9 protein-coding genes and 1 rRNA gene are annotated in these 14016 nt (G+C 31.1%); 1 reads left to right on the top strand and 9 read right to left on the bottom strand.

Annotated features, from left to right (window positions below; genetic code table 11):
* The 9 genes from BMW96_RS12980 to BMW96_RS12940 all read right to left on the bottom strand — a co-directional run.
* A 16S ribosomal RNA gene (locus BMW96_RS12980) occupies positions 1–229 on the bottom strand; the annotation flags it as partial.
* A 272-nt stretch (positions 230–501) separates the two neighbouring features.
* Entirely contained in the window at positions 502–4020 is a 3519-nt protein-coding gene (nifJ, locus tag BMW96_RS12975; RefSeq protein ID WP_092356752.1) for a pyruvate:ferredoxin (flavodoxin) oxidoreductase, read from the bottom strand.
* Between the two features lie 273 nt (positions 4021–4293).
* The gene (locus tag BMW96_RS12970; RefSeq protein ID WP_228762322.1) at positions 4294–4761 is read right to left on the bottom strand and encodes a hypothetical protein; all 468 of its coding nucleotides are present in this window, start codon (positions 4759–4761) and stop codon (positions 4294–4296) included.
* A complete protein-coding gene (gene galU, locus BMW96_RS12965; RefSeq protein WP_092356746.1) occupies positions 4761–5657 on the bottom strand; it encodes a UTP--glucose-1-phosphate uridylyltransferase GalU in 897 nt (298 codons plus the stop codon). Before galU ends, BMW96_RS12970 begins: the two co-directional genes overlap by 1 nt.
* A 280-nt stretch (positions 5658–5937) precedes the next feature.
* Complete coding sequence (locus BMW96_RS12960; RefSeq protein WP_092356743.1) at positions 5938–6585, bottom strand: rhomboid family intramembrane serine protease; 648 nt, start codon at positions 6583–6585, stop codon at positions 5938–5940.
* Between the two features lies 1 nt (position 6586).
* Positions 6587–7579 (bottom strand): DNA-processing protein DprA, encoded by a 993-nt coding sequence (locus BMW96_RS12955; protein WP_092356740.1) that lies wholly within the window; start codon positions 7577–7579, stop codon positions 6587–6589.
* A 12-nt stretch (positions 7580–7591) separates the two neighbouring features.
* Positions 7592–8572 (bottom strand): asparaginase, encoded by a 981-nt coding sequence (locus BMW96_RS12950; RefSeq protein WP_092356737.1) that lies wholly within the window; start codon positions 8570–8572, stop codon positions 7592–7594.
* 84 nt (positions 8573–8656) lie between these two features.
* Entirely contained in the window at positions 8657–11323 is a 2667-nt protein-coding gene (gene ppdK, locus BMW96_RS12945) for a pyruvate, phosphate dikinase (protein ID WP_092356734.1), read from the bottom strand.
* A gap of 145 nt (positions 11324–11468) precedes the next feature.
* Positions 11469–13073: a DEAD/DEAH box helicase gene (locus BMW96_RS12940; RefSeq protein ID WP_092356755.1), complete on the bottom strand. Its 1605-nt coding sequence runs from the start codon at positions 13071–13073 to the stop codon at positions 11469–11471.
* Between the two features lie 186 nt (positions 13074–13259).
* Here BMW96_RS12940 and BMW96_RS12935 point away from each other — a divergent pair, with 186 nt between their 5' ends.
* Positions 13260–13628, top strand: coding sequence for a PH domain-containing protein (locus BMW96_RS12935; RefSeq protein ID WP_092356731.1), 369 nt, complete (start codon positions 13260–13262; stop codon positions 13626–13628).
* Positions 13629–14016: the final 388 nt, after the last annotated feature.

Below are 14016 nucleotides of genomic sequence, written 5' to 3'. Positions count from 1 at the left end.
AAGTCCATCCTCTACCAGTGCCTTGCAGCACTTTTAATACGGTCACCATGCAGTGTCCCTACCTATGCGGTCTTAGCTACCGTTTCCAGCAGTTATCCCCCTGTAAAGGCCAGGTTACTTATGTATTACTCACCCGTTCGCCACTCGGGCACAAGTGCCCGCGTTCGACTTGCATGTATTAGGCACGCCGCCAGCGTTCATCCTGAGCCAGGATCAAACTCTCCATTGTTTTATCTTTCAAACAACTCTTCGTTTGTTTAGCTCTTCTTTTTCTTTTCTATCCTTCCGGATATTGACGTGTGTTTCTTAATTCTGTTTAGTTTTCAATGATCTCGCTTTCCTCAAGCGCATACACATTCTAACACTTATATTCCCGCTTGTAAAGAATTTTATACATTTTTTTTGATTTTTTATCAAATTTTATAAAAGTAATAAAATAATCAGCTTTTTTGCAAATAAATAAAAAAGCAGAAGAAAAATCCTCTGCTCTTTAAATACTAATTATAACATTCTATCTAATCTTGCTCTACGCTTTTTAGCATCTGCTAAACATTTTTCCATCAATTCTTCAACATGCTCAGGATTAATCTTAGATAATTGAGCAAAACGGTTTTCAGATAACAAGAAATCTTTAAATTTATTAAAATCAGGTTCTTTAGAATCTAATTGTAATGGATTTTTGCCTGCATCTTCTAAACGTGGATCATATCTCAATAAATTGAAATATCCACAAGCAACAGCATCTTTTTGCTGTTTTTGATGATTAGATAAGCCACCCTTAATACCATGTTCCATACATGGTGAGTATGCAATAATCAATGATGGTCCATTATATGACTCTGCTTCTTTAAATGCTTTAATTGTTTGCATTGGATTAGCTCCCATAGCAACTTGTGCTACATATACATGTCCATATGCCATAGCAATTTGTGCTAAATCCTTTTTAGCAACTGTTTTTCCACCTGCTGTAAATTTAGCAATTGAACCAGCTTGAGATGATTTAGATGATTGACCACCAGTATTTGAATATACTTCAGTATCCAATACTAATATATTAACATTTTGATCACTAGCTAAAACATGATCAACACCGCCATAACCGATATCATATGCCCAACCATCTCCACCAATAATCCATTGAGATTTACTTACTAAATCTCCTTCTTGACCTAGTAATTCTTTAATTCCTTCATTTTTAGAAGCGATAATCAACGGTAACATCTTATCAACAATTGTTCTTTCTTGTTCACGGTTACCTTTACTTGCGATATATTCTTCTAACAACTCTTTTAATTCAGGTTCACAATCAGCTTTATTAGCGTCAATAACACTTAATAGATGATTAGCTTTATAGTTTTCAGCAAGTTTCATACCAAAACCAAACTCAGCATTATCTTCAAATAATGAATTTGCCCAAGCAGGTCCTTGCCCATCTTTATCTATATTACATGGTGTTGAAGGAGTTGATCCACTATAAATTGAACTACATCCAGTAGCATTAGCAATCATCATATCTTTACCAAATAATTGTGATGCTAGACGGTAATATGGAGTTTCTCCACATCCACCACATGCTCCTGAAACTTCGAAATAAGGTCTCATAAATCCAACACCTTTTACAGTAGTTAAAGGATACTTATCTGTTTTATAGCTTACATGTTCATACATGTAGTCTGCTAATTTAGCATGTTTTAATTCTTCTTTTACTGGTACCATTTCAAGTGCCTTTTCACCTTTTTTACCTGGACATTCAGTTACACATAAACCACATCCAACACAGTTATCTGGTGAAACTTGAATACGATATACCAATCCACCCATATCTTTACCCATTGGAACTAAGATATCATCACCAATATTTTCTGGTAAATTAGCCATTTCTTCTTCATCTAACAAGAATGCTCTAATAGTAGCATGTGGACATACCATTACACAGTTATTACATTGGATACAGTTTTCTTTCTTCCAACGAGGCACTTCAGTTGCAATTGCACGTTTTTCTTTAATCGCTATTCCTGATTGCATCGAACCATCTAGTTTATCCATGAAAGCAGAAACTGGTAAATCATAACCATCTAAACTATTAATCACAGAAACAAACTCATCAAAATGCTCATCTCCAGTGACACTTCTAGTTGTAGTTACTGTTAAATCAGACCAAGAAGCATCAACTGCTACTTCTTCAATAGCATCCTTACCAGCATCAATAGCCTTATAATTCAGTTGAACAATTGCATCACCTTTTTTACTATAAGTCTTTTTAGCCATTTCTTTCATATATTCAACTGCTTTATCAATTGGTAAAATTTGTGGGTTTAAAGCAAAGAAAGCAGATTGAAGAATTGTATTTGTTCTTCTACCCATACCAATTTCACCAGCTATTTTATTAGCATTGATAATATAGAATTTAGCTTTTTTATCAGCTAATTGTTTTTTTACACGATTTGGTAAATAATCAACTATTTCCTCTTTAGAAAACTCAGTATTTAATAAGAATGTTCCAGCATCTTTAAGATTTTTTAACATATCATATTTAATTACGTAGTTATCTAATGAACAAGAAATAAAATCAGCATTATTTACATAATAAGTTGCTCTAATTGGTGTATTTCCAAAACGTAGATTTGAACGTGTTGCTCCACCTGCTTTTTTAGAGTCATAAGCAAAATATGCTTGAGAATATAAATCAGTATGATCACCAATAATCTTAATTGAAGATTTATTTGCTGATACAGTACCATCAGACCCTAAACCATAGAATAAACAAGCTGTATAATCAGCATCTACATGGAATGTTGGATCTTCTTTTAATGATAAATGAGTTACATCATCATTAATACCAATCGTAAATGAAGTAAATGGATCATCTTCTAATAAATGATCATAAACTGCTTTAATTTGACGAGGTGTAGTATCTTTAGATCCCATACCATAACGTCCGCCAATTATAGTCTTTACATGATCAACATCTTTTAGAACACTAACTACATCTAAATATAAAGGTTCTCCAGTTGCTCCCATTTCTTTAGTACGATCTAAAACAGCAACTTTTTCTACTGTACTTGGTAATACATTTAACAAATATTTAGCAGAGAAAGGTCGATATAAGTGTACTTTAATTAAACCAACACAATCTCCTCGACGATTCATTTCATCAATTGTTTCTTTAATTGTTTCTGTAACAGATCCCATTGCTACTATTACTCTAGATGCATCAGCTGCCCCATAATATGTAAATGGTGCATACTCTCTTCCAGTAATTTCAGAAATCTTATTCATATAATCAGCAACAACATCTACTACAGCATCATAATGTTTATTTTGAGCTTCACGACCTTGGAAATAGATATCATCATTTTCAGCTCCACCACGTTCAATTGGATTTGTATGTGGATTCATTGCATTTTTTTTGTATCTAGCCAATGCCTCTTTATCAAGCAAACTTTCTAATACATCATAGTCCATTACTTCAACTTTTTGAATTTCATGAGATGTTCTAAACCCATCAAAGAAATGCATTACTGGAACAGAAGATTTAATCGCAGTTAAATGCGCAATTCCTCCTAAATCCATTACTTCTTGAACTGAATGCGAACAAATCATTGGCATTCCAACCTGACGACAAGCATAAATATCTTGATGATCTCCAAAAATATTTAATGCTCTAGTTGCAAGAGCTCTTGCAGATACATGAAATACTCCTGGTAATAATTCCCCAGCTATTTTATATAAATTTGGAATCATCAATAATAACCCTTGTGATGCCGTAAAAGTAGTTGCAAGGGCACCACCTTGTAAAGCACCATGGACTGCACCAGCAGCTCCAGCTTCTGACTGCATTTCAATTACATTGACTGGTGAACCAAAGATATTTTTCTTACCTTGGGCAGACCATGCCTCAGCATTTTCAGCCATTGGAGATGAAGGTGTAATAGGATAGATACTTGCTACTTCTGTAAATGCATAAGCCACATGCGCAGCAGCAGTATTACCATCCATAGATAAAAACTTTTTAGCCATTTTTAAAAATCCTCCTTTTGCATAACTATATTATACTACGACACTTATTTATTTGCTAGTTATAAATACTAAAAGAAGAGTATAAAAAACAATTTTTTATACAATTACTCTTATCCTAAAATAAATTCTATATTTAACCACTTTTATGCCTTCACACTAAATAAATATTAAAACTTTTAGTATTAATAATTTTAAAAATCCAAATACTACATCTATTAATTCCATAAATAAAAAACTTACTTAAAATCAATTTAAATAAGCTTTTTAAACTTTCTAATCTTTTAATGCCATATAAGCAGCTGCCGCTCCTAACAAATAAATAATGGTATCTAAAAAATCTCCTACAATCATAAATTTAAAATATGTTTTAAACACTTCAAAAAACAATCCAATACTAAAGTATGGTAATGATATAGCTGCATACAAAGTTTGTGCAACAATTACCCCTAATAGATATGTTACCACTGAAATAATAGCTAACTGCACGCCACTTTTTCTTAATACTTTCTTTATTGCAGTTGCCTGCAAAACTCCCACAAGAATAGTGAAGTAAGAAAAATTAAAACCTATTTTAAATGTAACCCATTCCATAATAAAACCTAAAACTATTGAAACACCTGTTCCAGCCCCAAAAGCAATAACATAATCTTTACTACAGACCTTCTCATTATTATTTTTATTAAAAAAATCTCTTGCTTCCTTCCTTTGTTTATATTCACTATATCTATCCTGAAAACTCATCATTTACCACCCTTTACAATTGATTCTATATATTTTTGAACCTCATCTTTTAAATCATCTCGATTTAAAGCAAAATCAATCGTTGCCTTAATAAATCCAAATTTATCTCCCACATCATATCTAATACCTTCAAAATCATAAGCATAGACTGCCTGAATATCCATCAAACGTTTAATCGCATCTGTTAATTGAATTTCACCACCTGCACCCTTTTCCTGATTTTCTAATAACTCAAATATTTTAGGAGTTAAGACATACCGTCCAAGTACAGCCATATCACTTGGAGCCTCATCAACATTTGGTTTTTCAACCATATCATTTAATTTAACTAAACGTCCACCACATTCACGTTGATAAGACTTAGATGGACTGACGATTCCATACTTGTCAACCTCACTATGCTCTACTGTCTGTACACCAACAACTGATGCTTCTTTATATACATATGCATCAATCAACTGTTTTAATGCTGGTTTAGCATCATTAACAACAACATCATCTCCTAATAATACAGCAAAAGGCTCATCACCAATAAATGACTTAGCACATAAAACAGCATGTCCCAATCCTTTAGGCTCTTTTTGACGAATATAATAAATATTTGCCATATCAGCAATATCCTGAATCATTTTAACTTGTTCCATTTTCCCAGATTCACTCAAACGAGCTTCTAGTTCATATGACCTATCAAAATGATTTTCCATTGCGTGTTTATTAGAATTTGTAATTATTAAAATTTCTTCAATTCCACTATCAACCGCTTCTTGAATAATATATTGAATTGTTGGAGTATCAACAATTGGTAACATTTCTTTTGCTAATGCTTTTGTTGCAGGTAAAAATCTCGTCCCCAACCCTGCAGCTGGAATTATTGCCTTTTTTACTTTTTCTTTCATACTTTCCTCCATTTCTATGCCTATTCATATTTTAACACATTATATAAATTAATTAACCAGTTTCATAATATGTAGTACACTCAAATAGAAATGGTATACCACAAAATACGAAAAAGTGAAGAAACAATCCTATCCATAATAATATCATAATTTTATAAGTTAGCATCAACTTTCCCAGCATAAGTAATTGATACTTTTTTGCTAAACCCTTATGATTGTACAAACACTTTTATCTATATTGCTAATTAACAGTCAATTCACTTCCTTTTTTAAGATTCGTTTAATTCATTAAATTATTATAACTTGATGTTTCTTTATTATTTTGCCAAATAGTTAAAGGCATTAATTTTATTATCAATATCATTGCTATAAAACCACCAATCATTCCTGCAATATGTCCTGTTAAAGATATTGAAGGAACCAAAACTGAAATTAATAACATCAATAATATACTTGATGAAATTTGTTTAAATAAATAAGCATATACATTTTTAAACTTTATCGCCAAAGCTAATAGTGCCCCCATCAATCCAAAAATAGCTCCTGAGATTCCTCCCATCACACTATATGCCCCGCTTTCATTAACAAAAAAAAGTAAACATGGTAACAAAGTTGTCGCTATCATCGAAGCTCCTAACACAATTGCATAACGCTTTTGTCCTAATAAATGTTCCATAACTGAACCTAAATTCACAAGTGAATAACAGTTACAAAAAATATGCATTAAACCAAAATGAATAAAATTAGCAGTAATCAATCGATAATATTCATTAAAATAAACTACTAAAATTGGATTAAATCCACCAGTTTCCAATCCCTCATTAGCATTCATATCTACTCCATATCTAATTGTTGTATAAATATACACCAATATACACACTCCAATTACCCCTATCGTAATTGGATACTTTTTATAATCATATTTCATCTTATTCTCCTATAAACTCAAATATTGACATCTGATCAATATTTACCTCAGCATCTACCAATGATTTTTTATTTTTTTCATATATCCGATCAAATGAGTTATCTGATATAATATCTTTTATATATATTGGTGTAACTCCGATATCTAGTAAACGATCATTTCCCAAATACAAACCTTCAATTGCCATTGGAATAGTCCAATTATTATGAAGATTCTGTAAAGCAGTAAACCATGTGGCACCATTATTAATACTTGTCGAAACAATAATTTGATATTTCGAAAGCGCACATACATAACTATTACGATCTATTGCACTAGTAATATCAAAATAACTATTTGGATCTTCTGCACTCAACATCAATAATTGACCAGATTTTAAATATTTACGATAATCACTTTGCTTTGCAGTCAATCGTTCACATACAAAGTTAACACACTTACACCCTTGATGCAAAGCATATTTAAACGCTATCTCATCAACACCTTTACTATCATTAGATATATATATTAAACCATCTCCAATTATTTTATCAAGTAAACGTTTTGTATAAGCACGATCTTTCTTATTTACTTTAGTCAAACCAGCCAACGATATTCCAACTTTAAGGATATCAATATTTCCGCAATAAAACAAATATAATGGTGCCCTTTTCTTTAAATATTTAACTAATCTTTGAGGGTAGTTATTCTCATATTTAGTAGTAATATTTATTCCATTTTGTTCTAAATTATTTAAAATACTTAAAAATACATTTAATGTGGCTAAACGCTTAATCATTTTATAAGCTATAAACTCATCAAGCTCTAAAATATTTTCCAACTCATCCTTAGTCATTGAAAGTAAACCAGCAGGACCAGATAGTTCTTTCTTCTTAATAATTTTTTCAATCATTAACCATTCATCAGTAGTTAAAGGAGCTTCTTTATATGCTTTTAAACGAGCACAAAACAACATCATTGCAATGCTATCTAAATTCAGTTTAATCCGTTCCATAATATTTCTCCTTTAATATTCATCAAATATTTTTTTTATTTCATTAATATTAGTCGTTTTGCTTAATGCTAACATCAATAAAACTCTAGCTTTTTGCCCAGAAAGTGTATTAGATGGAATACATATATTTAGAGGATCAAAAATTGAATTTTCATAAACTATTCCCTGATTAACACGTGAAGCACGTACAAAAATAATTCCCTCATTACTTAATCTTTGAATTTCTTCTAACCATAATTTACTATAATTCCCACTTCCACTACCAATAATCACTATACCCTGATGAATTTTTGCCATCATTGTTAAAAGTTGCACATTAGCTCCAGCATAATAATATACAATTCCCACAGAAGGTAATTCAGCTGGTAAACTCTCACTAAACATAGATAAAATCGTATGTTTTTTAAACGTTCTTGAAAACATTTGTACTTTATCATCATACATATATCCTAAACAACCAAAATGATTTTGATCAAATGCATCAATTCTAAAATTACTAACTTTTTGAATATCCCTACCAGAATAAATCGTACTTGAAAACAGTGCCATTACCCCATGACCCAAAGCTTCATCGTTTGAAGCCAAACAAACTGCTTGATATAAATTCATTGGTCCATCAGCACTCGTTGCGCTTGCTGGCCTCATCGCTCCTGTTAAAACAACTGGCTTGTATGTACAAACTGTTAAATTTAAAAAATATGCTGTTTCATCTAATGTATCAGTTCCATGCGTAACCACAAATCCATCAATATTATCCTGATTTGCTAAATCATTAATTTTTTTAGTTAGACACAACCAATATTGTTCATTCATTTCATTACTATCAATATTGAAAAGCTGAATAGCTGTTAAATTAGCAATCTCATTAATCATTGGAATAGAATCAATAATTTCTTTAATATCTATTTTCCCAGCTTGATAATTAGTCGCTTTACCAATTTTACCACTTCCAGCAATTGTTCCACCAGTAGCTATAATCACTATGTTTTTCATTCTATCACCGATATAATTATAACAAATTTATTATCGTATAAAAAGAAAAAACATCCCTTTAATATAAAGAGACGTTTTTTATTACTATTTATCAGCTACTAGTACTTTATCAGTAGTATGTTCTAGTATAATTTCTTCAGCAGCAGCTTGTGCAGCAGCTAAACGAGCAATTAATACACGATATGGTGAGCAAGAAACATATGATAAACCTGTTTTATGACAGAATTTAATTGATTCAGGATCTCCACCATGTTCACCGCAAATACCTAATTTAATATTAGGACGAACACTACGACCTTTTGAAGCAGCCATTTCAACTAATTGTCCAACACCACTTTGATCTAATGATACAAATGGATCTACTTGAATTACTTTACGATTAATATATTCAGGTAAGAAACTTCCAACATCATCACGTGAGAATCCAAATGTCATTTGAGTTAAATCGTTTGTACCAAATGAGAAGAATTCTGCATGTTTAGCAATTTCATCAGCTGTTAAAGCAGCTCTTGGAATTTCAATCATTGTACCAATCTTATATTCGATTTTAGCATTTTTAGCCATAATCGCAGCATCAATTGCTTTTGTAACGTTTTCTTTTACATAAACAATCTCAGATTCACTTCCAATTAAAGGTAACATGATTTCTGGTACAATTGTACATCCTAATTCTCTTTCAACATCAATAGCAGCATCAATAATTGCTCTAACTTGCATATTGTAAATTTCTGGATAAGTAACTGCCAAACGTGAACCACGATGTCCTAACATTGGATTAGTTTCTTTCAATGTAGCACCTTTAGTTTTCACATCTTCTAATGTCTTACCTAATTTATCAGCAACTGCTTGATATTCTTCATCAGTATGTGGTAAGAATTCATGAAGAGGTGGATCTAATAAACGTACAGTTACTGGTAATCCTACCATTGCACGGTAAATTCCTCTAAAGTCTTCAACTTGGAAATTATATAATTCATCTAATGCTTTTATTCTTTCTTCAACAGTATCAGATAAAATCATTTGTCTTACATATTCAATACGATCCCCTTCAAAGAACATATGTTCTGTACGACATAGACCAATACCTTCTGCTCCAAATTTAATAGCTACAGCAGCATCACGAGGACTATCAGCATTAGCACGAACTTGTAATTTCTTAATTTCATCAGCCCAAGACATTAATTCAGCAAAGTCACCTGTTAATTCAGATTCTTCAGAATCTAAAATTCCCATATAAACTTTACCACTTGTACCATCTAATGAAATTTCTGTTCCTTCTGGATAAGTTTTTCCATCAATTGTAAAAGTTCCTGCATCATAATCAATTGATAAAGCTTTTGCACCTACGATACAGCATTTACCCATACCACGAGCAACAACAGCCGCATGGCTTGTCATTCCTCCAGTAGAAGTTAGGATACCTTCACAATCAACCATACCTTGAATATCTTCAGGAGAAGTTTCATGTCTTACTAAAATAACCTTTTCACCAGCTACAGCTTGTTCATGAACTTTTTCAGCTGTTAAATAAACTTTACCAGCACCAGCTCCTGGTGAAGCAGGTAACCCTTCAATCAATACTTCAGCAGCAGCTAATGCAGCAGAAGTGAAGTTTGGATGCAATAATTGTGAAATTTGATCAGGCTCAACTCTTGTCATAGCTTCATACTTATTGATTAAACCTTCATGTACCAAATCTACAGCAATTTTTAATGCTGCTTTACCAGTACGTTTACCATTACGAGTTTGTAAAATATATAATTTACCATTTTCAACTGTAAATTCACAGTCTTGCATATCTTTATAATGTTTTTCTAATCCTTTAACAATTGTAACTAATTGTTTATAGATTTCTGGCATATCTTCTTCTAATTTAGCAATTTTTTGTGGTGTACGAATACCTGCAACAACATCTTCACCTTGAGCATTGATTAAGTACTCACCATAGATATGATTATCTCCATTAGCAGCATTACGAGTAAACAATACACCTGTACCAGAGTCATCACCCATATTACCAAATACCATTTGTTGAACATTTACTGCAGTTCCTAAATCATGAGGAATTCCGTTTAAATTACGATAAATAATTGCACGATCATTATTCCAAGATCTAAATACAGCAAGAATAGCTCCCATTAATTGTTCTTTAGCTTCTTGTGGGAAATCTCTACCTAATTGAGTTTTAAAAATCTCTTTATATTGAGGAATGATTGTATTTTCAAAATCATCAGCTGTGATATCTAAATCACTTTCATATCCTTTTGCTGTTTTTAATTCAGTTAATTTAGCTTCAAATAATTCTTTATCAACTTCACAAACAACATCAGAGTACATTTGAATAAATCTACGATAACTATCAAAAGCAAAACGACGATTACCTGTTTGTTTAGCTATAACCTCAACAGTTTCATCATTTAAACCTAAGTTAAGAATTGTATCCATCATCCCAGGCATTGAGAATTTTGCCCCAGAACGAACTGAAACTAATAAAGGATTATCTAATCCACCTAGTTTTTTATCAGCTAGTTTTTCTAATCTTTCTAGACAATCATCAATTTGTTTTTTCATTTCATCATTGATGATTTTACCATCAGCATAATATTCATTACATGCTTCTGTAGTAACAGTAAAACCTTGTGGTACTGGTAAACCTAAATTGACCATAGCAGCTAGGTTAGCCCCTTTACCACCAAGAAGGTCACGCATCATTTCGTTCCCTTCACTAAACATATAAACATATTTTTTCATTTAATATAATCCTCCTTAGAATTAATCCATGAGTATATTATACACATCTTCACCCATTCATTCAAGTGAAAGCGCTTTGAAAATATCATATTTTGTTACAAAAAAAAGATTGTATCACTAAAATACAATCTAAATCTATAAATAACTACTTCCTATTAGCAATTTCTATTTCAATTTTACGATTATTTATCTTTTGTTTATTACAATTTTTAACAACTTTATTAACCACTTTCTTTTTGATGTCAATAAATGTAAACTTGCGTTTAATATCAATTTCACCAATATCTTCTTTTTTAATTCCAGCTTTACTTACAAAGAAATTAATAACTTGTGGAACTTTAATTCGATCCATTGAACCAGCAGTAACAAAGATCCTTGTAAAATCTTTATTATTACGTTTACTTTTACCACCTTCATTACCACTAGCTTCTTGAATTTTATCACGTGTGTAATTATACCCTAATTGATCTTGATAATTCATATATAATAAGGCAGCAGTAAAATCAGCTAATAATGTTGGATCAATTTCATTAACTAATTGTTTAAACTTTTTATGATTGCCTGCTAAAATAACATCTTCCACATCACTAACAAGCGCACCTATTTTTGCTTCAGAAATTTCCTGAAGTGTTGGAATAACAGCTTTAGTAATTGTTGACTTAGTAACTCTTTCAATCTGTCTTAAAAAATTCTTTTCTTTTGGTGTAATAATAGAATATGCTAAACCTTCTTTATCTGCACGACCAGTACGACCGATTCTATGAACATATGATTCAATATCCTGTGGTAACTCATAATTAATTACATGAGTTACATTTTCAACATCAATTCCTCTTGCAGCAACATCGGTTGCAATTAAAAAATTAATTGTTCCCTTTTTAAATTTACGAAGTGTATTCATACGATGATTTTGACTTAAATCACCATGCATCGCTTCAACATTATAATTAGCTTGTTGCATTTGTTCAGTAACTTCATCAACACTTCTTTTAGTTCGACAGAAAATTATTCCTGTTTTTACATTTGCAACATCAATCAAACGACATAATGTTTCAAAACGATCTTTCTGTCTTACTTCATAATAAAATTGTTTTACAGAAGTTGCAGTTGTTTGTTTTGATAAAACTGCAACATGCCGAAAATCATCATGCATATAGTTTTGAGCAATCTTCTTGATTCCTGCAGGCATTGTAGCAGAAAAAAGAATTGTTTGACGACTATCATCTACCTTTTCTAAAATTGTTTCAATATCTTCAACAAATCCCATATTCAACATTTCATCTGCTTCATCTAAAACAACAAATTTAACATTAGTAAGTTTTAAAACTTTACGTCTCATTAAATCCATTACTCTACCAGGTGTTCCTACAACAATATCAATTCCTTTTTTTATTGTACGAATTTGTTTTTCAATATCACTTCCACCATATACACAAGTAATTTTACTGCCATTATATTTTCCAATTCTATTCATTTCCTCATGAATCTGCATTGCTAACTCTCTAGTTGGCGAAAGAATTATCGCTTGTGGTAATTTATCATTAGAGGGATTTATTTTAGATAAAAGAACACTCCCAAATGCTAATGTTTTACCTGTTCCTGTTTGTGCTTGACCTATTACATCAACTCCAGTAAGTAAAACTGGAATTGCTTCTTCTTGAATTTGTGAGGGTTTTGAAAATCCCATATCTTCAATTGCTTTTAATACTTCATTACTTAATCCTAATTGTTCAAATTTATTTTCAATCATCATTTATACCTTTCTAGACACCTTGCGAGTATAGCATAATTATATACAATATACAAACTTATTTTCAGAATTTATACTATTTTTTATACAAAATGTCATTATTGTTATTATACTAGCATTTATTTGATATTATTGATATAATTATTAACAATAATATTTATCAAAAGATAAAATGGAGGTATTTTTATGGATAACAAAGTTATTTGGCAGGATCGAAAACATTTTATGTGGTTTCCTTTCAGTTTTACAAAATATCAAATAAAAAATGAGCGTCTATATCAAGAAACTGGTTTAATTAGCACCCATTATGATGAATTACTACTATATCGTATTACTGATTTATGTTTACAAAGAAATCTTGCACAAAAAATCTTTGGTACTGGTACTATTATTTTATATACAAAAGCTGATAGCAGTAAAGAAATTCACTTAAAAAACATTAAAAATGCTAATGAAGTAAAAGATCTAATTTCTTCATTAGTAGAAGAAGCTCGTGATAAAAAGAAAATAGTAGGAAAAGAATTTTTTGATGATTCTTATTCTTTAAATGATTAAATTGATTAAAGTAAAAACCATCATAAAAATGATGGTTTTTGGCTATTCAAATAATTTAGGGGGCACAAGTTTAGGGGACAACTTTGGGGGTCAACTTTAGGGGGATGACCTTACAAAAAAGGCATTAAAAAACAACAGCTGGAATTAACTAGTTGTTGTTTCTTTTTATAGTTCTTTTATCATTGATATTGTCTAGATACTATGAAAGGAACTATATGATTAATGATATCATGAATTTTTTAAACATTGAAGATAAAGATATAATTATTACCAAAATTTTAACTGATGGAAATATTAAAGAGGTTCATCTGGAAAAATCTCTTAAAGCTGAATATTGCCCTGCCTGTTCTTCGAGAATGTATTCAAAAGGCAAATACTTTAGAAAAAT

It is taken from the genome of Thomasclavelia cocleata (assembly GCF_900102365.1).
Classification (GTDB): domain Bacteria; phylum Bacillota_I; class Bacilli_A; order Erysipelotrichales; family Coprobacillaceae; genus Thomasclavelia; species Thomasclavelia cocleata.
The sequence above is the reverse complement of the archived record's forward strand: the minus strand, read 5'-3'. Positions and strand labels throughout refer to the sequence as shown.

Bases quoted from the DNA above. Each gene is read 5' to 3' on its own strand.
- BMW96_RS12970 (WP_228762322.1), bottom strand. From the start codon at position 4,761: ATGAGTTTTCAGGATAGATATAGTGAATATAAACAAAGGAAGGAAGCA.
- BMW96_RS12950 (WP_092356737.1), bottom strand. From the start codon at position 8,572: ATGAAAAACATAGTGATTATAGCTACTGGTGGAACAATTGCTGGAAGT.
- BMW96_RS12940 (WP_092356755.1), bottom strand. From the start codon at position 13,073: ATGATTGAAAATAAATTTGAACAATTAGGATTAAGTAATGAAGTATTA.
- galU (WP_092356746.1), bottom strand. From the start codon at position 5,657: ATGAAAGAAAAAGTAAAAAAGGCAATAATTCCAGCTGCAGGGTTGGGG.
- BMW96_RS12955 (WP_092356740.1), bottom strand. From the start codon at position 7,579: ATGGAACGGATTAAACTGAATTTAGATAGCATTGCAATGATGTTGTTT.
- ppdK (WP_092356734.1), bottom strand. From the start codon at position 11,323: ATGAAAAAATATGTTTATATGTTTAGTGAAGGGAACGAAATGATGCGT.
- BMW96_RS12960 (WP_092356743.1), bottom strand. From the start codon at position 6,585: ATGAAATATGATTATAAAAAGTATCCAATTACGATAGGGGTAATTGGA.
- BMW96_RS12935 (WP_092356731.1), top strand. From the start codon at position 13,260: ATGGATAACAAAGTTATTTGGCAGGATCGAAAACATTTTATGTGGTTT.
- nifJ (WP_092356752.1), bottom strand. From the start codon at position 4,020: ATGGCTAAAAAGTTTTTATCTATGGATGGTAATACTGCTGCTGCGCAT.